Raw genomic sequence first — 20,516 nt, 5'->3', positions numbered from 1 at the left:
CCGCGAAGTGTTGGCGTGATCGCCCCGCGGTGGTAGATGCCCGGTATGAACCCGCAGCGCAGCGTTCACGTACGGCCCACCCGCAGAGCCGTCTTACTCGCGGCGGCGCTCCTCGCGGCCGCCGCCCCGCCCGCCCGCGCCGCCGCCGCGGCAGCGGAGGCCGACCCCTACGACACCCTCCGCCGGCGCTGGCTCGACATCGCCCTCGGCACCGGTTACGACCCGGCCGTGGAGCCGTACGTCTCCCGCCTCGCCGAGACCGGCGAACTCGCCCGCGGTTTCCGCGCCACCATGGCCCCGGCCCCGACCTCCCTCTGGCCCGGTCACCCCTACGACCCCCCGACCGGCATCACCCAGAGCTACAGCCGCCTGTGGACCATGGCCCAGGCCTATGTCCAGCAGGGCACCGGCTCGACCGGCGACGAGACCCTCCTCGCGGACGCCCTCCGCGGCCTCGACCACCTCTCCGCCACCGTCTACAACCCCTCCACCACCCGCTACGGCAACTGGTGGGAATGGCAGATCGGCAGCCCCCGCCTCCTCATGGACATCACGGCCGCCCTCCACGACCACCTCACGGACGCCCAGAAGGCCGCGGCCTGTGCCGCCGTCGACCACTTCATCCCCGACACGATGCTCACCGACTACTCCGGCACCTCCACCGGCGCCAACCGCGTCGACCTGTGCCGCTCCGTCGCCCTGCGCGGCATCCTCGGCAGGGCCCCCGACCGCATCGCCCTGGCCCGGGACGCCCTCTCGCCGGTCTTCCCGTACGTCACGAAGGGCGACGGCCTCTACGCCGACGGCTCCTTCGTCCAGCACACCTGGGTCGCCTACTCCGGCACCTACGGCCAGGTCATGCTCGACGGCCTCGGCCGCCTCTTCGTCCTCCTCGCCGGTTCCGCGTGGGAGGTGAGCGACCCGCACCGGCAGACCGTCCTCGACAGCGTCGAGCACGCCTACGCCCCGCTCATCCACGACGGGTTGGTCATGGACAGCGTCAACGGCCGTGCGATCAGCCGGGGTTACCTGAAGAGCGACGACCGCCACGTCATGCGCGGCGACCACTTCCACGGCCAGGGGATCATCGCCGCCATCGCCCTGCTCGCGGGCGGCGCGAGCCAGGAGGAACGGTCACGCTGGCACGGTCTGGTGAAGGGCTGGATCGAACGGGACACCGTCGCACCGATCCTGACGGCACGCCAGTTCGACGTGGCCGATCTCGCCCGGCTGCACGCGGTGGCCGCCTCATCCGTGCCGGCCGCCCCCGAGCCCGTCGGGCACCGGCTCTTCGCCGCCATGGACAGAGCCGTCCACCGCCGCCCCGGATTCGTCGCGAACATCGCCATGGCGAGCGACCGGATCGCCGCCTACGAATGCGGCAACGGCGAGAACCCGCGCGGCTGGCACACCGGCGCCGGCATGCTCTCCTGGTGGGTCGACGGCGGCGGTGATCAGTACACCGACTGGTACTGGCCCACCGTCGACTGGTACCGCCTCCCCGGCACGACCGTGTCCACCAAGCGCCTGCCCGACCGGGCCGGCGGCGAGTGGGGCGAGCCCAAGCCGGACGTCCGCTGGGTCGGCGGCACGACCGACGGCGAGTACGCGGCGATCGGCCAGCACCTGAAGGGGCTGGGGTCGACGCTCCAGGCCCGCAAGTCGTGGTTCTGCGCCGCGGACGCCGTGATCTGCCTCGGCGCGGGCATCACCTGCGCCGACGGCGTCCCGGTCGAGACGGTCGTCGACAACCGCAACCTGGGGGAGGGCGGCACCCGGCCCTTCGTGCGGGGGCCGGGCTGGGCACATCTGGAGGGACACGGAGGCTGGCTCGTCCCCGAGGGGCTGCACGCCCTGCGAGAGGACCGCACCGGCGCCTGGTCCGACATCAACACCTCCAGCACGACCGAACGGCGCACCCGGCGCTGGCAGACCCTCTGGCTCGACCACGGCACCGACCCGGTGGACGCCTCCTACGCCTATGTCCTGATGCCCGGGGCCTCCCGCCACGCCGTCGCCGCCCGCGCCGCCGACCGCCACTGGCTGTCGGTCCTCGCCAACGACAGCGCGTGCCAGGCGGTCCACGTCGCCCCCCTGGGCCTGACCGCGGCGAACTTCTGGACGGCCGGCACCGCGGGTCCGCTCACCGCGTCGGCGGCGGCGAGCGTGCTGGTCCGCCGCAGCGGCCGTACCGCTACCCTCCGCGTGGCCGAGCCCACTCGTTCGGGTCAACCGCTGGAGATCGTCTGGAACCGGCCCGTCCGCTCGGTCGTACACGCCGACGACACGGTCGAGGTACGCGCCACGGGCCGTCTTCTGCACCTGCGCGTCACTCCGGGGACGGCGTGCGGCACGCACGGATGTGAGGTGGCTCTCACGCCCTGACTTTGTGAGACCCCTACAAGGGGGAGCCCCTCTGAGCAGTCGGAACGCCTGCATGCCTCCAGGGTTCTGTCAGGTGGCACCAGGAAAACGGGCCGGAGACTGTGAGGTGTCGACGGCTCGCTTTCCTCGCGGGTCTTCGTAAGGTCGTTACATGACCGTTTTGGATGAGGCGCCGAGTGAGTCGACGGGCGAGCCGGCGGACGCGCGCGGACGGGTGGCCGAGCTGCACGAGATCCGTGCCGCGGCCCTGGCCGGCCCCAGCGAGAAGGCGACCGAGGCGCAGCACGCCAAGGGCAAGCTGACCGCCCGGGAGCGCATCGAGCTGCTCCTGGACGCGGGTTCCTTCCAGGAGGTCGAGCAGCTGCGGCGGCACCGGGCGACCGGGTTCGGCCTGGAGGCCAAGAAGCCGTACACCGACGGTGTCATCACCGGCTGGGGCACGGTGGAGGGCCGGACGGTCTTCGTCTACGCCCACGACTTCCGCATCTTCGGCGGCGCGCTGGGCGAGGCCCACGCCACGAAGATCCACAAGATCATGGACATGGCCATCGCGGCCGGAGCGCCCCTGGTGTCGCTGAACGACGGCGCCGGGGCCCGCATCCAGGAAGGCGTCAGCGCCCTCGCGGGCTACGGCGGCATCTTCCAGCGCAACACCAAGGCCTCCGGCGTCATCCCGCAGATCAGCGTCATGCTCGGCCCGTGCGCGGGCGGCGCGGCCTACAGCCCCGCCCTCACCGACTTCGTCTTCATGGTCCGCGAGACCTCGCAGATGTTCATCACCGGACCGGACGTCGTCAAGGCGGTCACCGGCGAGGAGATCACCCAGAACGGCCTCGGCGGCGCGGACGTGCACGCCGAGACCTCCGGCGTCTGCCACTTCGCCTACGACGACGAGGAGACGTGCCTCGCCGAGGTGCGCTACCTGCTGTCGATGCTCCCGCAGAACAACCGGGAGAACCCGCCGCGGGTGGAGTCCACCGACGCGGCCGACCGGCGCGGCGACGTCCTGCTCGACCTGGTCCCGGCGGACGGCAACCGCCCCTACGACATGGCCAAGGTCATCGAGGAGATCGTCGACGACGGCGAGTACCTGGAGGTCCACGAGCGCTGGGCCCGCAACATCATCTGCGCGCTGGCCCGCCTGGACGGACAGGTCGTCGGCATCGTCGCGAACCAGCCCTCCACCCTCGCCGGTGTCCTGGACATCGAGGCGAGCGAGAAGGCGGCGCGTTTCGTCCAGATGTGCGACGCGTTCAACATCCCGATCGTCACTCTCCTCGACGTCCCCGGATTCCTTCCGGGTGTCGACCAGGAGCACGGCGGCATCATCCGGCACGGCGCCAAGCTGCTGTACGCCTACTGCAACGCCACCGTGCCACGGATCTCCCTGATCCTGCGCAAGGCGTACGGCGGTGCCTACATCGTCATGGACAGCCAGTCCATCGGCGCGGACCTCACCTACGCCTGGCCGACGAACGAGATCGCCGTGATGGGCGCCGAAGGTGCCGCGGGCGTCATCTTCCGACGCCAGATCGCCGAGGCCGAGGACCCCGAGGCCATGCGTGCCCGCATGGTCAAGGAGTACAAGTCCGAGCTCATGCACCCGTACTACGCGGCCGAGCGCGGCCTGGTGGACGACGTGATCGACCCGGCGGAAACCCGCGAGGTGCTGATCCGGTCCCTGGCGATGCTCCAGTCGAAGCACGCCGACCTGCCTTCCCGTAAGCACGGCAACCCTCCGCAGTAATCCGGCGGAAACCTCTCTCACGGAGACTGTGACCTATGAACACCCCTGACATCCGCGTCGAGAAGGGCCACGCCGAGCCCGAGGAAGTCGCCGCCATCACGGCGATCCTCCTGGCCCGCGCCGCCGCCCAGCCCTCCGAGACCCCGGCCCACCGAGGCCACCCCAAGGCCGGCTGGCGCCGCCTGGAGCGCGAGGGCGGCTTCAGGGCCCCGCACAGCTGGCACTGAGTCTGCACCAAAGCCTGAGGGCCCCCTCTCTTTCGAGAGGGGGCCCTCAGGCTTTTGGGGGCACGGGGAACTGCGCGAACGGCCACCGAGCACCCGCAGACGGCGTACAACCGTCCGTGGCAGCCCAGTGGCCGCAAGGACCGCCTACTACCGCAGCCGGGCCATCAACGCATGCTCGACCAAGGTGATGAGCGCAGACTTCGCATCCGCCCGGTGTCGCGCGTCCGTCGTGATGATCGGCGTGTCCGGGCCGATCTGCAGCGCCTCCCGGACCTCGTCCGGGTTGTACGGCTGCTGGCCGTCGAAGCCGTTCAGGGCGATCACAAAAGGAAGCCCCGAGTTCTCGAAGTAGTCGACCGCGGGGAAGCAGTCGGCGAGGCGCCTCGTGTCGACGAGGACGATCGCGCCGATGGCGCCGCGGACCAGGTCGTCCCACATGAACCAGAAGCGGTCCTGGCCCGGCGTACCGAAGAGGTACAGGATCAGGTCCTGGTCGAGCGTGATGCGGCCGAAGTCCATGGCGACCGTGGTGGTCGTCTTGTCCCCGGTGTGGGTGAGGTCGTCGATGCCGGCCGACGCGGACGTCATCACGGCCTCGGTGCGCAGCGGGTTGATCTCCGAGACGGCGCCGACGAACGTGGTCTTGCCCACGCCGAAGCCGCCGGCCACCACGATCTTCGCGGACGTGGTGGAGCGGGAAGGCCCTCCGCTAGAGCTTGCGAAGTCCACTGAGCACCCTTTCGAGCAGTGTCACGTCTGGCTGGCCGCCGGCGCTCTCGTCGCCGCCGGGCTGATGGATGGCGACCAGGCCCGCCTCCGCCAAGTCGGCGACGAGGATCCTGGCCACGCCGAGGGGAATGGTCAGCAACGCCGAGATCTCGGCTACCGACTTGATCTCTCGGCAGAGATTGCAGATCCGCTGATGCTCGGGCAACTGGCCCTGCATCTGGTGCGGCTGTGCGGTGGTGTGCACCAGCGCCTCGATGGCGAGCTGGTAGCGCGGGCGAGTCCGGCCGCCGGTCATGGCGTACGGACGCACCAGGGGGTTGTTGGACGCCCCGGCGGGCGCCGGCTCAGAACGTCGCTGCGGCTGCACGGGCTGGATGCGCGGGGCCGGCGGCTGGTCGTACGGCGAAGGACCGGGGCCCTGGGGCGCGTACGGCTGCTGGTGCCGCTGGCTCTGGGTGGAGGGGAAGTTGTAGCGGTTCGGGTTCTGGGAACCGTCGTTCTGGCCCTGGCCAGGACCGTACGACCAGTTGCCAGATGAACCACCTGGGGGTGTTGCCACTTTCTCTCCTCCTCCGACTGTGCCGGGCACCCATCACGCTGTGTGGAGCCGCGTCCCGAAACCTTACGGCCCCGGGACGCCAAACCGCACCGTCTGTCTGTCAGTTGAGCAGGCTGCCCTGGAGCTCGGCACGCAGATCGGGCGTCAGGACCGTACCGGCACGGTCCACCAGAAGAGCCATCTCGTACCCGATGAGACCGATGTCCGCCTCCGGATGTGCGAGCACCGCGAGGGACGAACCGTCGGACACGGACATGATGAAGAGGAATCCCCGCTCCATCTCCACAACCGTCTGGTTCACCGCGCCGCCCTCGAAGATGCGCGAGGCACCCGCGGTCAGCGAGGTCAGACCGGAGGCGACGGCCGCAAGCTGGTCGGCTCGGTCGCGGGGAAAGCCTTCGGACATCGCCAGAAGGAGTCCGTCGGCGGAGACCACCACGGTGTGGGACACCCCCGGGGTGTTGTCCACGAAGTTGGTGATCAACCAGTTCAGGTTCTGCGCCGCCTGGCTCATCGGGCTCACACTAACGCTCCTGGTTGTAGGTGCTGTCAGAACCGAAGCCCTGACCGTTCGTTTCACTGCCTGCGTTGCGGCCCCGCTGTACACCGCGACGCAGGTTGCTGAGCCTGCCCCGGACGTCCTCGGGAGCGCGGGAGACCGATGGGCCTCCCTGGGGGGTGGCTTCGGCGGCTCCCTCGACCAGGTTGGCCTTGGGTACCCGCCGCGGCAGGCCGGAGGAGGTGACCCCGCCCGCCTTGGGCTTCCGGAGCTGGGAGGCCTGCTGCCACCGCGCGTCGTTGGCCGAGCGCCAGCTGTCGCCGCCGCCGTTGCTCTCCGGCGCCGAGGCCGGCGGCTCCTGGTTCGCGTGCCGCGTGCCGTTCGAGCCGTTCGCGCTGCTCCCGGGGGAGCCACGGCGGGGGAGCCCGGCGTCGGTCAGCTCATGACCCACGGTGGCGGGGGCCGGCCCCGGACGTTCGAAGCCTACGCGCTCACGCTCACTCACGTCAGCGGCCTGCGCAGATTCCGCTTCCGGAGCGTACTGGTCCGGGTAACCGCCCCCGTAACCGTCCGACTGCGGCCAGTCATCCTGGTAGCGGCGCTCCTCGAAGCCCGAGAAGGTCTCCGGGGCAGCCGCGTGCACCGCCGCGGGCTCCTCCTGGGCCGGCTCCGCATAGGAGGGCTCCGGGTAACCGCCGCCCGACGAGAAGGTGTCGTTCTGCGGCAGACCGCCGTTCTGCCCGAAGTACGGCTCCTCGTACGACGGCCGCTTGGGCTCCTCGTACGGCGTCTGCCGCTGCTCCTCGTACGGCGCCTGCTGCGCCTCCTCGTACGACGTCTGCTGGTCGTAGGAGGCGGGCTGCTGCTCCGGATAGCCGTTGTGGCCGCTGCCGTAGCCGTTCTGCGGGGCGTTCTGGGGAGCGTCGAAGGCGTCGGTGTACGACGGGTCCGGGCCCGTCAGGGCGGCGGGCTGGTCGTTGCTCTGGGACTCCAGAGCCGCGCGGCGCTCCTCACGCATCAGGGAGCGGCCGACCGGGTCCAGCTCGCGTATGTCGTCCGGGACCTCGGAGTAGCGGCTGTCGTCGAAGCCGAGCTCCGCGGCCGTACGCATCGGCAGACCGCCGTTGAAGTCCTCGCCCTGGTACTGCTGCTGCTCCGGCATGATCTGCGAGACGGTGAACTCGTCGGAGGCCGGCTGGTGCTCGCCGCCACCACCGTGGGTGATCGCGTCGGGCAGCATGACCAGCGAGGTCGTGCCGGCCTGCTCGCCCGAGGGGCGCAGCTGGACGCGGATGCCGTGCCGGTCGGACAGCCGGCCGACCACGAACAGGCCCATGCGCTGGGAGATCGCGGCGTCCACGGTCGGCGGGTTGGCCAGCTTGTGGTTGATGTCCGCGAAGTCCTCGGCGGTCAGGCCGATGCCCTTGTCGTGGATCTCGATCATGATGCGGCCGTCGGGCAGCCGGGTCGCGGTGACGCGGACCTTGGTCTGCGGCGAGGAGAACGTGGTGGCGTTCTCCAGGAGCTCGGCCAGCAGGTGCACGAGGTCGGTGACCGCGCGGCCGTGGATCTCGGCCTCCGGGACGCCGGACAGCTCGATGCGCTCGTACTGCTCCACCTCGGAGGAGGCGGCACGCAGGACGTCGACCAGGGGGACCGGCTGGTCCCAGCGGCGGCCGGGCTCCTCGCCGGCGAGGACCAGGAGGTTCTCGCCGTTGCGGCGCATACGGGTCGCCAGGTGGTCCAGGCGGAAGAGGTTCTCCAGCTGGTCCGGGTCGGCCTCGTTGTTCTCCAGGTCGGTGATCAGGGTCAGCTGGCCCTCGATCAGCGACTGGTTGCGCCGGGACAGGTTGGTGAAGATCGCGTTGATGTTGCCCCGCAGCAGAGCCTGCTCGGAGGCGAGTCGTACGGCCTCGCGGTGCACCTGGTCGAAGGCGCGGGCGACCTCGCCGATCTCGTCCTTGGTGTTGATGGGGATCGGCTGGACCCGGGTGTCCACGCGCCCGGGGTCGGTGCGCGAGAGCTGGTCGACGAGCATCGGCAGGCGCTGCTCGGCTATGCCGAAGGCGGCGTTGCGCAGCTGGCGCATCGAGCGGGACATCTGCCGGGCGACGGCGCCGGCCAGGATGAACGCGAGGAGCAGGGCGACCACGACGGCGGCACCCACGATGAACGCGTCCCGCTTGGCCTCGTCGGCGATGCTCGCGGCCTCGTTCACCGCGGTGTCGGCCAGGTCGGTCTCGATCTGGCGGTAGGCGTTGTACTTGAGGGTGTTGACCGCCCACCAGTTCTCGGCGGTGATGCCGTCCTTGCCCAGCGCCTCACGGGCGCTGTCGTCCATCGACGGCAGGGTGGCGATGGCGGAGACCATCTGGGTGGGTTCCGACGGCGGCGGGACGTAGTTCGGGTTCTTGGCGGCGGCCTCCTTGGCCAGCGCCGCGCCCTCCGTCTGGATCTGCTTCTTCGCGGTGTCGAGCTTCGCCGCGTCGGCCTCGGTGCCGCCGCCGATGTACTCCTCGACGGCGATGCCCTCCAGGTACGCGTACGAGGACAGGGCGACCTTCTGGCTGGCGAAGCTGCTCAGCCCCGGGCCCGGCTTGATCAGCAGGTGCATGCCGATGGAGCGCTGCAGCGACAGGGCCGCCTTGGTGAGCTCGATGGCGTAGACGGTACGGCCGTAGCTGGTGATGTTGCCGGTGCCGAGGCCGAGCTCGTTGGCGAACTCCGTCAGCGGGTGCGCGACCTGGGTGTAGCCCTCTTCGGTCTTCACACCGGTGAACTTGGGGGAGGTGTAGGCGCCCGCGCGCAGCGTCTGGAGCCCGCCCTCGCCGTCCCTGAACAGCTGGAGGCGGCGCTCGAGGCCCGCCTTCTGCGGCATGTTCTGGGCGGCCTCGTTGAAGTCGTCCGCGGCCTGGTCGGTCTTCTTGCGGGCGGCGACGACCGTCGCGTTGTCCTGGCCCTGGCCGCTCAGCAGGGGAGCGGCGGTGCTGTCGCGCTCGTTGTAGAGGGCGTCGGCGTAGCTGAGGGCGGCCCGCACCAGACGCGCCGTGTTCTCCGCGTCCTCTGCCTCACGCCAGGTGTCGATCGAGCTCTTGACCTGGAAGCCGCCCATGACGAGGCCGACGATCACGGGTATGAGCAGGATCGCGTTCAGCCGGGTGGGCACCCGCCAGTTGCGCGGGGAGAACCGGCCGCCGCCGGACGGTGGCGCGGCCTTCGGTTCGGGACCGGACACAGGGGCGGGCGCCGCTCCGCGCGGCGGCGGGGTGAAGTTGCCCCGGGCCGACGGCTCGGGACCGTTCTTGCTTCGCCTCACTCGACCAACAACCTCTCGGAGGGGTCGGCACCTACGTTGTGCCGCAGTCTCTCAGAGCCCAGTACGCCATCGACTAGTGAGTACGTCTTTGACTATTGGGCAGTTCAGGCATTCCAGCACGACGGCCTGCGCACCACCAAACATTGGTACGCGGGGATTCCGCGTGATGTAAGCCCCAGATAAAACGGTCATAAAGAACGAGCCCCGTCAAAAGACGGGGCTGTTGTGAGCGCAGCGAGACCGGCTGGCAACCACGCGTGGCCGTACCACCCGATTCCTCTGCCGAAACGTTATGAACACCGGGGCCGACCGTGTCCAAGGCCACAGCCGGCTCCGGGACATCTACGACAACTGCCGTATGACGCTTTTGATTTGGGAGCTGGTCGACACGTCCCTGGGGCGTTACCGCAGACGTGCCATGAGGGCGTGCTCGACGAGGGTGATCAGCGCAGACTTCGCATCCGACCGGTGCCGGGCGTCCGTCGTGATGATCGGTGCGTCCGGCCCGATCTGCAGGGCCTCGCGCACCTCCTCCGGTGCGTACGGCTGGTGCCCGTCGAAGCCGTTGAGGGCCACGACGAACGGAAGACCGCTGTTCTCGAAGTAGTCGACCGCGGGGAAGCAGTCGGCGAGACGCCGGGTGTCCACCAGCACCACCGCGCCGATGGCGCCGCGGACCAGGTCGTCCCACATGAACCAGAAGCGGTCCTGACCGGGCGTACCGAAGAGGTACAGGATCAGGTCCTGGTCGAGCGTGATGCGGCCGAAGTCCATGGCGACCGTGGTGGTCGTCTTGTCCCCGGTGTGGGTGAGGTCGTCGATGCCGGCCGACGCGGACGTCATCACGGCCTCGGTGCGCAGCGGGTTGATCTCGGAGACCGCGCCGACGAACGTGGTCTTGCCCACGCCGAAGCCGCCGGCCACCACGATCTTCGCGGACGTGGTGGCCCGCCCCGCGTCAGAGCTTGCGAAGTCCACTGAGCACCCTTTCGAGCAGCGTCACATCGGGAGCGCCGCCGTTGTTCTCGTCGCCGCCCGGCTGGTGGATGGCCACCAGGCCGGCCTCGGCGAGGTCCGCGACGAGGATCCTGGCCACACCGAGCGGCATGGCGAGCAGTGCCGAGACCTCGGCGACCGACTTCACCTCACGGCACAGGTGGCAGATGCGCTGGTGCTCGGGGAGCAGTCCCATGAGCGCCGCCGGGTCGGCCGTGGTGCTGATCAGGGCCTCGATGGCGAGCTGGTAGCGCGGCCGGGTCCGGCCGCCGGTCATCGCGTACGGACGTACCAGCGGCTGGTCGCCCTCATCCTCGTACGGCTCCGCGTACGGATCATGAGAGGCGGTGGGCGGGGTCATGAATCCTCCGGGCGGGACAGCAAGTCGGTCTGGCTAGCCGTCTGGTGAGGCCGGTGGGGGGATTGTGGCGGCCGGACGGTGATTTGGTGAGACGGGTGGAACCGGGTCGGTCAGTGGAGCAGACTGCCTTGCAGCTCGGCTCGCAGATCAGGCGTGAGCACTGCGCCCGCGCGGTCGACGAGCAGTGCCATCTCGTAGCCGACGAGGCCGATGTCGCATTCCGGGTGCGCCAGGACCGCGAGCGAGGAACCGTCGGAGACGGACATGAGGAAGAGGAACCCCCGCTCCATCTCCACCACGGTCTGGGCCACGCTGCCGCCCTCGAAGATCCGTGAGGCGCCCGCCGTCAGCGAGGTGAGTCCGGAGGCGACGGCCGCCAGCTGGTCGGCACGGTCGCGCGGGAAACCCTCGGACATCGCCAGCAGGAGACCGTCGGCGGACACGACGACGGTGTGGGACACCCCAGGGGTGTTGTCCACGAAGTTGGTGATCAACCAGTTGAGGTTCTGTGCCGCCTGGCTCATCGGGCTCAACTAACGCTCCTGCTGGTGAGTGGGGTTCGGGAAGCTGCCCGTCTGGCCGTTGTTGCCGCCGACCTGACGACCTTGCGCGATACCCCGACGGAGATTGGTCAGCCGGCCGCGCACGTCGTCAGGCGCACGCGAGACAGCAGGACCGCTTTGGTGCTGTTGCTGCTGAGCCGTACCCGGGACGAGGTTCGCCCTGGGCACCCGGCGCGGCAGACCGGAGGTGGTGACACCGCCCGCGGCCGGCTGACGGACACGCTCCGCCTGCCGGACGAGGTCGTCATTGGGTGAACTGCGCCAGGCCGCGGAGGCCGCGGGCCGTTGTGGGGCGGCGGCAGAACTCTGGGGGGCCGCCGGAGCCTGCTGGCGCGGGGCCTGCGCAGGGGAGGCGCCGTTGCCGTTGGCCGGCTGCCCCTGCTGCTGGCTGCCGTGGAACCAGTTGGTCTCCAGCGTGTCGTACAGCGGCGTACGGCCGTCACCGGGACCCGCCGGCGGCAGCGCCTCCGGCTCCTGGCGGGCCGGCCGCTGCTGCGGCCGCGGGGGCACGGGCGGCCGCGGGGCGCCGAAGTCGGCGCCATTGGCCTGGGGGCGCTCGAACTGGCCCGTGTTCGCGGGGTCCTGACGGCCCGGCAGGGAGTGCTGCCCGGTGGAGCCGCCGTCGTAGCCCGGCATCGCGAACTGGCCGGTCGAGCCGTTGTCGTACCCCTGCGGAGTCGCGAACTGCCCGGTCTGCGAGCCGCTGTTCTGCCCGGCCGGAGTGCCGAAGACGTCCGGGCGGACGTACCCGCCCGTGTTCTGCGGGTCGGCCGCGCCGGGCCGCGGCAACTCGCCGGTGTCCTGGGCGCCCGGGCGCGGGAACTGCCCCGTGTGCTGCGGACCGTTCGCACCCGGCCTCGGGAACTGGCCGGTGTTCTGCGGGGCGTCGAAGTCCGGGCGGGGGAACTCGGAGGTGCTCGCCGGACCCTGGTGGTTCTCGATCCGCGGCATGCGGGACGTGGCGGCCGGGTCCTGCTCGTCATGGCCGCGCGGGACGTCGAGCGAGGCGCGCGGCACCGGCGGCTGGGCGTTCTCGTCGCTCCAGCTCGGGGTGCGGGGCTGCTGGTCGCCGCCCGGCAGCTCGGCCCGCGGACCACCGCGGCCCGGCAGCTGCGGCCGACGGCGCCGGCCCTGCGGCTCGGGAGCCTGTCCTGCGTTCGGGGCCTGCGACTGCGGGGGCACCGAACCCCGGCCGCCGAAGGCGTCCTGGCCGCCACCGAAGGCGTCCTGACCGCTGAAGGCGTCCTGGCCCGGACCGCCCGTGCCCGCGGCCTGGAGGCCCTGCGGGGCACCCGGGGCCTGGCCGCCGAACCCGGCGCCCGCACCGGCCGGTGCGGGCCGGCCCTGCGGAGGCATACCGGGACCCTGCGGTCCCCGCTGCCCGCCCGGAGCACCGGGACGGCCGCCCTGGCCACTGCCGGGCAGCGCGGCCCGCGGTCCCTGACCCGCGTTGAGCCGTCCGCCCGAGGGGGCACCGGCGCCGAGAGCGCCGCCGCCCGCACCACCGGGCGCACCGCCGAGGGCACCGCCGCCCTGGCCGTTGCCGCCGCCACGGCGGGCCGCGGCCACACCGGCGGCGGTCTGCGCCCCGGCGGGGGCGCCGGGGACGCCCTGACCGGGCTTGGGCTGGGGCTTCTTGCCGCCCTGGGCGACATCGACCGGCAGCATGACCAGCGCGGTCGTACCACCGGAGTCGGACGGGCGCAGCTGGATGCGGATGCCGTGGCGCTGCGACAGGCGGCCGACCACGAACAGACCCATGCGGCGGGAGACGGAGACGTCCACGGTGGGCGGCGAGGCGAGCCGCTCGTTGATCGCGGCGAGGTCCTCGGGGGAGAGGCCGATGCCGGTGTCGTGGATCTCGATCAGCACGCGGCCGTCGGGCAGCGCGTGACCGGTGACCTTGACCTTGGTCTGCGGAGAGGAGAACGAGGTGGCGTTCTCCAGCAGCTCGGCCAGCAGGTGCACGAGGTCGTTGACCACGCGGCCGGCCACTTCGGTGGTCGGCACGGAGGCCAGCTCGATGCGCTCGTACTGCTCCACCTCGGACGCGGCGGCACGCAGCACGTCGACCAGCGGGACCGGGCGGGTCCAGCGGCGGCCGGGCTCCTCACCCGCGAGGACGAGGAGGTTCTCACCGTTACGGCGCATGCGGGTCGCGAGGTGGTCGAGCTTGAACAGCGAGGACAGCTGGTCCGGGTCGGCCTCGCGGGACTCCAGTTCGGAGATGAGCGAGAGCTGGCGCTGGATGAGGCCCTGGGAGCGGCGCGAGAGGTTGGTGAACATCGCGTTGACGTTGCCCCGCAGCAGGGCCTGCTCGGCGGCGAGGCGGACGGCCTCGCGGTGCACGTCGTCGAAGGCCGCGGCCACCCGGCCGATCTCGTCCCGGGAGTGCACACCGACCGACTCCACGGACGTGTCGACGTCCTGCGGGTCGGACTCGGACAGCTGCTTGACCAGCTCGGGCAGGCGGTCCTGGGCGACCTTGGTGGCCGTCTCCTGGAGGCGGCGCAGCGAGCGGATCATGGACCGGGCGACGACGAAGGCGCCGACCAGGGAGACACCCAGCACGATCAGGATCAGGGCACCGGCGATGATCGCGTCGCGCTCGGTGGCGCTGCGCAGCTCGCGGGCCTTCTGCTCCATGTCCTCGAGCAGCGTGTGCTCGATGCGCCCCATCTCCTGGATCTTGGTCGAACTGTCGTCGACCCAGTCCTTGTAGGAGCGCCTGTCCAGGTCGGCGAGGCCCTCCGGGCGGCCGAAGGCACGGCTGGCGTACTGGTCGGCGGCCTCGATGGTGGAGTTGCCGTCCTCGACCGGCTTGAGGAGTTCCTCGGCGCCGTCGTCGCCGTAGATGCTCCGGAAGCTGCTGAGTTCGGACTCCTCGCTGTCGAGGGCGCCCTGGGCGTACAGCCGGTCGTTCTCGGTGAGGTTGCCGAGGGTCGTGGTGTTGGGCGGCAGGGCCGCCGCGAGAACCGCGCGCTGGATGGACGCGTACTCCTTGGCGGAGGAGAACGCCGCCAGCGCACGCGTGCGCTGGATCATGTCCGGGTTGCTGGTGGCCTCGGCCATGTCCTGGGAGAGGTCCAGCAGGTGGGTGATCAGACGGTGGTAGGACTCCACCGTCTGGGTGGCGTTGCCCTTGGTGTCGTAGGCGTCGCTGCGGATCTTGCTGAGCGTGTCCAGGTCGCGGACCAGGCCGACGAGGCTGTCGCGGACGCCCTGGAGGTTGCCGTCCTTGCTGGAGGTGTCGATGTCCTCGGCGGCGGCGATGAAGTTGGTCGCGGCCCGGTCCGTCTTGTCCCGGTAGCCCTTGACCGTGATGTTGCTCGCCGTGGAGTTGTGCGCCAGCGGGCCGGCCGACTGGTCGCGCTCCTCCTGGAGCGCTGCCGCCAGCTCGGTGGCCTGCTTGGTCATCTCCGTCAGCAGCTTCATGTTGTCGAGCTGCTGGATGTCGTCCATGGAGTCGTTGATGCGCAGCGCGCCCAGCGAGGTGGCCGCCACCACGGGGAGCGCGAGCAGCGACACCAGGCGCGTGGAGATGCGCCAGTTGCGCAGGGCCATGCGCGATCCCGGGCCGTTCGGGCCCTTCGGGGGCTTCACCGTCGGCGTGGCCGGGGCCGCCGGGCCCGAGGACGCCGACGTGCCGAGGCGCCCGGGGCCGCTGTCCGCGGACGAGCCCGGGTTCTGGGCGTGCTGGGCCGAGGAACCGCCGACATGGGGGCCGGTCCCGCCGTGCTGCTCCGGCTCTGCCGAAGCGCTGCCATCCCTCTTGAAACGTCCCTGCACTAGCGTCGCAACCTCTGGACCAGGCGCTCCTCCGCAGGACGGCGGAGCACGGTGTCGGCGTTGTGGGGAGCGCCCTGAATACGCACCCCGGGTGGTCGTAGGTGACCGGCGCTGCTCCCCCTTCTCACCGCCGCTCGGCGCTTCTCTGCGCCCCCTGTGCGCCGGTTCGATCCCGCGGCGGTCCGTGGAATTCCAGCACAGTGCAGGATCTCCAACAAGGTCCGTGGGTCAGACCGTGACCTACGTGACACCACGTGAGGGTCGTGTCACCGGGTGTGGGAAGCGTTCTCGTCGATATCGGACATAGGTCCGCGAGTCCCCCCACGGAGGGGGGTGTCCCAGTCGCCATGATCAGGAGCGGAATGATGGCTTCAGGGAGTCAATGTCCGTTTCGTTGGGGTGAGTTGCGGCTGGGATTTGTCCGGTTTGCCCACAGGTCAGTGAGCAAACTCACATGCCGATCATGAGTGCTTCGCGACTTCCGAAGGGAATGGCATGTTTAGCCTGACGCTTTACAAGAAGGTCGCATCTGCCCAACCCACCACATCCGAGGTCGAGTACAACCGTGAAGACGACGATGATGTTCCGCAACATTGCCAACCCGCGGCGCACGACGCTGGCGCACCTCGAGGACGCCGACGCACTGCGGATCCCGGAGCAGCCGGAGCACCCGCTCGACCTCCCCGCCCAGACCGCCAACCCCCGGCGCACGGTCCTGATGGAGATCCCGGCCTCCGCCGCCAAGTAACCGTAGCGCGCCCGGATCACCGCCCTGCGGGCAGGTGACCCGGGCGTATTGCGCGAGGCGCCGACCCCTCCCCGCGTTAGCCTGGAGCCTCAGACTCCAGCCGGCCGAGTAGAGGGGCGCCCAGATCCCGTGCGCATCGCCAGATTCTCCATCGACGGGAACGTCGCCTTCGGCGCGGTCGAGGGCGACAGGCCGGACGAGCTCGTCCTCGACATCATCAAGGGCATCCCGTTCGCGGACTTCGAGCTCTCCGGTACGAAGGTCCCGGTCAACAAGGTGCGTCTGCTGCCGCCGGTGCTCCCCAACAAGGTCGTGGCGTACGGCCGCAACTACGCCGACCACGCGAAGGAACTGGGCAACGACGTCCCGGACGTCCCGTTCGCCTTCTTCAAGCCCTCCACCTCGGTGATCGGCCCCGGCGACGAGATCCAGTACCCCTCCTTCTCCGCGGACGTCCACCACGAGGCCGAACTGGCCGTCGTCATCGGCCGGATGTGCCGCGAGGTCCCGCGCGAGCGCGTCAAGGACGTGATCTTCGGCTACACCTGCGCGAACGACATCACCGCGCGGGACGTCCAGAAGCGCGAGAAGCAGTGGGCGCGGGCCAAGGGCTTCGACACCTCCTGCCCGCTCGGCCCCTGGGTGGAGACGGACCTGGACCTGGAGACGGCCTCCGACCTGACGATCCAGCTCACCGTCAACGGCGAACAACGCCAGCTCGGCCGCACCAGCGAGATGATCCACGGCATCGAGGATCTGATCGTCAACATCTCCGAGGCCATGACGCTGCTCCCCGGCGACGTGATCCTCACGGGCACCCCGGCAGGCGTCGGGCCGCTCACCGTCGGCGACGAGGTCGCCGTCACCATCGAAGGCATCGGCACTCTCACCAACAAGGTTGTCAAGCGTGGCTAGCGCACCCGTCCGCGTACGTTTCTGCCCCTCGCCCACCGGTAACCCCCACGTGGGCCTGGTCCGCACCGCCCTGTTCAACTGGGCGTTCGCCCGGCACCACCAGGGCACCCTCGTCTTCCGCATCGAGGACACCGACGCGGCCCGCGACTCCGAGGAGTCCTACGAGCAGCTGCTGGACTCGATGCGCTGGCTGGGCTTCGACTGGGACGAGGGCCCCGAGATCGGCGGCCCGCACGCGCCGTACCGCCAGTCGCAGCGCATGGACCTCTACAAGGACGTCGCCGCGAAGCTGCTGGACGCCGGTCACGCGTACCACTGCTACTGCTCCCAGGAGGAGCTGGACACCCGCCGCGAGGCCGCCCGCGCGGCCGGCAGGCCGTCCGGATACGACGGCCACTGCCGCGACCTCAGCGCCGCGCAGGTCGAGGAGTACCAGGCCCAGGGCCGTACGCCGATCGTCCGCTTCCGCATGCCCGACGAGACGATCACCTTCACGGACCTGGTCCGCGGCGAGCTGACCTTCACCCCGGAGAACGTCCCGGACTACGGGATCGTACGGGCGAACGGCGCGCCCCTCTACACGCTCGTGAACCCGGTCGACGACGCGCTGATGGAGATCACGCACGTCCTGCGCGGCGAGGACCTGCTGTCCTCCACCCCGCGCCAGATCGCCCTGTACAAGGCGCTGATCGAGCTGGGCGTCGCCAAGTACGTGCCGGCCTTCGGCCACCTGCCGTACGTGATGGGCGAGGGCAACAAGAAGCTCTCCAAGCGCGACCCGCAGGCCTCGCTCAACCTCTACCGGGAGCGCGGCTTCCTCCCCGAGGGCCTGCTCAACTACCTGTCGCTGCTCGGCTGGTCGCTCTCCGCGGACAAGGACATCTTCAGCACCGACGAGCTGATCGCGGCCTTCGACATCGCGGACGTGAACCCCAACCCGGCCCGCTTCGACCTGAAGAAGTGCGAGGCGATCAACGCCGACCACATCCGCCTCCTGGACACGAAGGACTTCACGGAGCGCTGCGCCCCGTGGCTCAGGGCCCCCTTCGCCCCCTGGGCACCGGAGGACTTCGACGAGTCGAAGTGGCAGGCGATCGCCCCGCACGCCCAGACCCGCCTCAAGGTCCTGTCGGAGATCACGGACAACGTCGACTTCCTCTTCCTCCCCGAGCCCGTCTTCGACGAGCCGAGCTGGACCAAGGCCATGAAGGAGGGCTCCGACGCCCTGCTCCGCACGGCCCGCGAGAAGCTGGAGTCGGCGGACTGGACCTCGCCGGAGTCCCTCAAGGAGGCCGTCCTGGCCGCCGGCGAGACCCACGGCCTCAAGCTCGGCAAGGCCCAGGCCCCGGTCCGGGTCGCCGTCACCGGCCGCACGGTCGGCCTGCCGCTCTTCGAGTCCCTGGAGATCCTGGGCAAGGAGACGACGCTGGCCCGCATCGACGCGGCGCTGGCGAAGCTGGCCGCGTAGGGCACGCACGCGTGAGGGGCGGCAACCGGGGGTCTCCGGGGGCCGCCCCTCACGCGTGACTGTCAGTGGTGCGCACTACTGTTCCGGCTCACCCGCACAAGATCCGGAAAGGCGCCGACATGCCCATGTCCCCCCGCGACTACACCTGGCTGTTCACCCCGGGCAGCACCTTCGCCTACGAGTCCGGGACCACCGGCGTGATCCACGTGGCAGGGGGAGGGGAGCTCGACCTGCCCACGGGCCGGGTCGTCGCCTGCGATCCGTTCGTCTACCTCGGCTCGGGGGACGTCGAGCCGTTCACGGTCTCCGTGCCCCCCGGCCGCTACCGCGTGGAGGCGGCCGTCGCGACCATCGGCCGGCCCGACGAGCCCCCGGCCGACAAGCCCCACCTGAGGGTGGCCGCCCTGCGCCTGGTCATCCGCGACGAGCCCACCACCGCCTGGGAGTTGGCCCTGTGCCCCGGCCAGGACCCGGCGGAGCTCAAGGACGACGAGTTCTTCGGCTACGGCGTGGACGCCGGCACCGGCTGCTTCTACGACGCCGCGGCCGAGGAGGCCTTCCCGGAGGCGCAGGAGGACGAGGGCCCGCTGTGGGACGCCTTCGAGAACAGCGACTGGTCCGGTGGCCCGCACCTGGTCACCTCCCCCTCCACCGGCCACACCCTCGTCGCCGCCACCTCCGGCTGGGGAGACGGTTTCTACCCCACCTGGATCGGACGTTCCGCGTCCGGCGAGGTCACCTGCTTCCTCACGGACTTCTTCGTGGCGTCCGACCCGTCCTGAGGGGCGGCAAGCGCCGGACGCGGGCCCGGACACCGGGTTACCGTCGGATCATGAGTATTCGGGCCGTGGTCTGGGACGTCGACGACACCCTCTTCGACTACACGGGGGCCGACCGCGTCGGAATGGGGCTGCATCTGGCGGCCGAGGGGCTGCTGGCGGGGTACGAGAGCGTCGAGCAGGCCATCGCGCGGTGGCGGGCGGTCACCGACGCCCAGTGGGCGCGGTTCTCGGCGGGCGAGGTCGACTTCCAGGGGCAGCGCCGGGACCGGGTGCGGGTGTTCCTGGGCCAGGAGCTGACCGACGCGGAGGCCGACGCCTGGTTCCAGCGCTACATCGCGCACTACGAGACCGCCTGGGCCCTCTTCCCGGACGTCCTGCCCGCCCTGGACGCCCTCGCGGCCAGTCACCGGCACGCGGTGCTGTCCAACTCCAGCATCCACGTCCAGGACCACAAACTGCGCGTCCTCGGCGTCCACGACCGCTTCGAGGTCATCCTGTGCGCAGCCGAACTGGGCGTCTCCAAGCCCGAGGCCGGCGCCTTCCTCGCGGCCTGCGACGCCCTGGAGCTCGCCCCGCACCAGGTGGCGTACGTCGGCGACCACCCGGAGATCGACGGACGGGGCGCCGCCGAGGCCGGACTGCTGTCGGTGTGGATCCACCGCGAGGGCGGTGTGCACGCCCATGTCCCCACGCCCGCCGGAGCGGACCGGATCGCCTCGCTCGCCGAACTCCCCGCGATCCTCGGCGCGGATACCCGTTTTGGAGCCCCGTCCACCTTCGGGTAATGTTCTTCCTGCGCCGCCGGGGAGCGGGCCGAAAGGCCGGAAACCGGAGGAGCGAACTAGAACAAAATCCCCTTCGGGGCTTGCGTTCCAGTGGCCTATGGTGTAATTGGCAGCACGACTGATTCTGGTTCAGTTAGTCTTGGTTCGAGTCCAGGTAGGCCAGCTCGCAGAGCTCATCTGCAGGCGGAGATCAACTCCGCGAAGCCCCCGTTGTGTAGCGGCCTAGCACGCTGCCCTCTCAAGGCAGTAGCGCCGGTTCGAATCCGGTCGGGGGTACAGATCCTTCCCGGAGGGTCAGTCCGGGTCGCACCCGCTGACTCTCACGCAGGATCGCTAGGGCCCCCGTTGTGTAGCGGCCTAGCACGCCGCCCTCTCAAGGCGGTAGCGCCGGTTCGAATCCGGTCGGGGGTACGCACTGGTCTAAACCACATTGGTCTATGGTGTAATTGGCAGCACGACTGATTCTGGTTCAGTTAGTCTTGGTTCGAGTCCAGGTAGACCAGCTCGGACCTGCGGCCGTGTAGTAGTACACGCTTGCAGGTTCTAGGCCCCCGTTGTGTAGCGGCCTAGCACGCCGCCCTCTCAAGGCGGTAGCGCCGGTTCGAATCCGGTCGGGGGTACCACACGAAGGCTCTTCGCTCAGGCGG

Annotated in this window: 16 protein-coding genes and 5 tRNA genes; 13 read left to right on the top strand and 8 right to left on the bottom strand. The window is 70.3% G+C overall.

Features of this window, described 5'->3' with window-relative positions; translation table 11 throughout:
* Positions 1-45 precede the first annotated feature (45 nt).
* The 3 genes from ACFYZ8_RS10280 (at position 46) to ACFYZ8_RS10270 (ending at position 4,359) form a co-directional block, all read left to right on the top strand.
* Positions 46-2,385, top strand: a complete 2,340-nt coding sequence (locus ACFYZ8_RS10280) for a polysaccharide lyase 8 family protein (RefSeq protein WP_388534135.1) — start codon at positions 46-48, stop codon at positions 2,383-2,385.
* Between the two features lie 151 nt (positions 2,386-2,536).
* Positions 2,537-4,132: an acyl-CoA carboxylase subunit beta gene (locus ACFYZ8_RS10275; protein WP_388534133.1), complete on the top strand. Its 1,596-nt coding sequence runs from the start codon at positions 2,537-2,539 to the stop codon at positions 4,130-4,132.
* A 35-nt stretch (positions 4,133-4,167) separates the two neighbouring features.
* On the top strand, positions 4,168-4,359 hold the full coding sequence (locus tag ACFYZ8_RS10270; protein ID WP_359030975.1) for an acyl-CoA carboxylase subunit epsilon: 192 nt from the start codon (positions 4,168-4,170) through the stop codon (positions 4,357-4,359).
* 147 nt (positions 4,360-4,506) lie between these two features.
* Here the strand turns inward: ACFYZ8_RS10270 and ACFYZ8_RS10265 are convergent, their stop codons facing one another.
* The 8 genes from ACFYZ8_RS10265 to ACFYZ8_RS10230 all read right to left on the bottom strand — a co-directional run bounded on the left by ACFYZ8_RS10265 (position 4,507) and on the right by ACFYZ8_RS10230 (position 15,171).
* Positions 4,507-5,088 carry an ATP/GTP-binding protein gene (locus ACFYZ8_RS10265; RefSeq protein WP_009314218.1) on the bottom strand — a complete coding sequence of 194 codons (582 nt, stop codon included), beginning with the start codon at positions 5,086-5,088 and terminating at the stop codon, positions 4,507-4,509.
* A complete protein-coding gene (locus ACFYZ8_RS10260) occupies positions 5,069-5,647 on the bottom strand; it encodes a DUF742 domain-containing protein (RefSeq protein ID WP_359030977.1) in 579 nt (192 codons plus the stop codon). The genes ACFYZ8_RS10265 and ACFYZ8_RS10260 overlap by 20 nt, the downstream gene beginning before the upstream one ends.
* A gap of 100 nt (positions 5,648-5,747) precedes the next feature.
* On the bottom strand, positions 5,748-6,161 hold the full coding sequence (locus tag ACFYZ8_RS10255; protein WP_003993185.1) for a roadblock/LC7 domain-containing protein: 414 nt from the start codon (positions 6,159-6,161) through the stop codon (positions 5,748-5,750).
* Between the two features lie 10 nt (positions 6,162-6,171).
* Positions 6,172-9,462 carry a nitrate- and nitrite sensing domain-containing protein gene (locus ACFYZ8_RS10250; protein ID WP_388534129.1) on the bottom strand — a complete coding sequence of 1,097 codons (3,291 nt, stop codon included), beginning with the start codon at positions 9,460-9,462 and terminating at the stop codon, positions 6,172-6,174.
* A gap of 402 nt (positions 9,463-9,864) precedes the next feature.
* Positions 9,865-10,440 carry an ATP/GTP-binding protein gene (locus ACFYZ8_RS10245; RefSeq protein WP_007384912.1) on the bottom strand — a complete coding sequence of 192 codons (576 nt, stop codon included), beginning with the start codon at positions 10,438-10,440 and terminating at the stop codon, positions 9,865-9,867.
* Positions 10,421-10,819 (bottom strand): DUF742 domain-containing protein, encoded by a 399-nt coding sequence (locus tag ACFYZ8_RS10240; RefSeq protein ID WP_003973454.1) that lies wholly within the window; start codon positions 10,817-10,819, stop codon positions 10,421-10,423. Before ACFYZ8_RS10240 ends, ACFYZ8_RS10245 begins: the two co-directional genes overlap by 20 nt.
* Before the next feature lie 110 nt (positions 10,820-10,929).
* Positions 10,930-11,343, bottom strand: coding sequence for a roadblock/LC7 domain-containing protein (locus ACFYZ8_RS10235; RefSeq protein ID WP_003993189.1), 414 nt, complete (start codon positions 11,341-11,343; stop codon positions 10,930-10,932).
* 9 nt (positions 11,344-11,352) lie between these two features.
* Positions 11,353-15,171, bottom strand: a complete 3,819-nt coding sequence (locus ACFYZ8_RS10230) for a nitrate- and nitrite sensing domain-containing protein (protein ID WP_388534126.1) — start codon at positions 15,169-15,171, stop codon at positions 11,353-11,355.
* A gap of 565 nt (positions 15,172-15,736) precedes the next feature.
* Here ACFYZ8_RS10230 and ACFYZ8_RS10225 point away from each other — a divergent pair.
* The 10 genes from ACFYZ8_RS10225 to ACFYZ8_RS10180 all read left to right on the top strand — a co-directional run bounded on the left by ACFYZ8_RS10225 (position 15,737) and on the right by ACFYZ8_RS10180 (position 20,492).
* Positions 15,737-15,919 (top strand): hypothetical protein, encoded by a 183-nt coding sequence (locus ACFYZ8_RS10225; protein WP_359030980.1) that lies wholly within the window; start codon positions 15,737-15,739, stop codon positions 15,917-15,919.
* A 129-nt stretch (positions 15,920-16,048) separates the two neighbouring features.
* On the top strand, positions 16,049-16,834 hold the full coding sequence (locus ACFYZ8_RS10220) for a fumarylacetoacetate hydrolase family protein (RefSeq protein WP_359030981.1): 786 nt from the start codon (positions 16,049-16,051) through the stop codon (positions 16,832-16,834).
* Positions 16,818-18,302, top strand: coding sequence for a glutamate--tRNA ligase (gltX, locus tag ACFYZ8_RS10215; protein ID WP_359030982.1), 1,485 nt, complete (start codon positions 16,818-16,820; stop codon positions 18,300-18,302). The genes ACFYZ8_RS10220 and gltX overlap by 17 nt, the downstream gene beginning before the upstream one ends.
* A gap of 119 nt (positions 18,303-18,421) precedes the next feature.
* The gene (locus ACFYZ8_RS10210) at positions 18,422-19,084 is read left to right on the top strand and encodes a DUF4241 domain-containing protein (protein ID WP_388534122.1); all 663 of its coding nucleotides are present in this window, start codon (positions 18,422-18,424) and stop codon (positions 19,082-19,084) included.
* Between the two features lie 50 nt (positions 19,085-19,134).
* Positions 19,135-19,869: an HAD family hydrolase gene (locus tag ACFYZ8_RS10205; RefSeq protein WP_359030984.1), complete on the top strand. Its 735-nt coding sequence runs from the start codon at positions 19,135-19,137 to the stop codon at positions 19,867-19,869.
* A 91-nt stretch (positions 19,870-19,960) separates the two neighbouring features.
* Positions 19,961-20,032 (top strand) — tRNA-Gln (locus ACFYZ8_RS10200).
* 40 nt (positions 20,033-20,072) lie between these two features.
* Positions 20,073-20,145 (top strand) — tRNA-Glu (locus ACFYZ8_RS10195).
* 62 nt (positions 20,146-20,207) lie between these two features.
* A tRNA-Glu gene (locus tag ACFYZ8_RS10190) sits at positions 20,208-20,280 on the top strand.
* A gap of 20 nt (positions 20,281-20,300) precedes the next feature.
* Positions 20,301-20,372 (top strand) — tRNA-Gln (locus ACFYZ8_RS10185).
* A gap of 44 nt (positions 20,373-20,416) precedes the next feature.
* Positions 20,417-20,492, top strand: a tRNA-Glu gene (locus ACFYZ8_RS10180).
* Positions 20,493-20,516 lie beyond the last annotated feature (24 nt).

This window comes from Streptomyces sp. NPDC001668 (genome assembly GCF_042893155.1).
GTDB lineage: Bacteria > Actinomycetota > Actinomycetes > Streptomycetales > Streptomycetaceae > Streptomyces.
The sequence above is the reverse complement of the archived record's forward strand: the minus strand, read 5'-3'. Positions and strand labels throughout refer to the sequence as shown.

What these genes read in the sequence shown, in the direction of transcription:
- ACFYZ8_RS10280 (WP_388534135.1), top strand. Translation starts at nt 46, where the DNA reads ATGAACCCGCAGCGCAGCGTTCACGTACGGCCCACCCGCAGAGCCGTC.
- ACFYZ8_RS10275 (WP_388534133.1), top strand. Translation starts at nt 2,537, where the DNA reads ATGACCGTTTTGGATGAGGCGCCGAGTGAGTCGACGGGCGAGCCGGCG.
- ACFYZ8_RS10270 (WP_359030975.1), top strand. Translation starts at nt 4,168, where the DNA reads ATGAACACCCCTGACATCCGCGTCGAGAAGGGCCACGCCGAGCCCGAG.
- ACFYZ8_RS10255 (WP_003993185.1), bottom strand. Translation starts at nt 6,161, where the DNA reads ATGAGCCAGGCGGCGCAGAACCTGAACTGGTTGATCACCAACTTCGTG.
- ACFYZ8_RS10240 (WP_003973454.1), bottom strand. Translation starts at nt 10,819, where the DNA reads ATGACCCCGCCCACCGCCTCTCATGATCCGTACGCGGAGCCGTACGAG.
- ACFYZ8_RS10235 (WP_003993189.1), bottom strand. Translation starts at nt 11,343, where the DNA reads ATGAGCCAGGCGGCACAGAACCTCAACTGGTTGATCACCAACTTCGTG.
- ACFYZ8_RS10210 (WP_388534122.1), top strand. Translation starts at nt 18,422, where the DNA reads ATGCCCATGTCCCCCCGCGACTACACCTGGCTGTTCACCCCGGGCAGC.
- ACFYZ8_RS10205 (WP_359030984.1), top strand. Translation starts at nt 19,135, where the DNA reads ATGAGTATTCGGGCCGTGGTCTGGGACGTCGACGACACCCTCTTCGAC.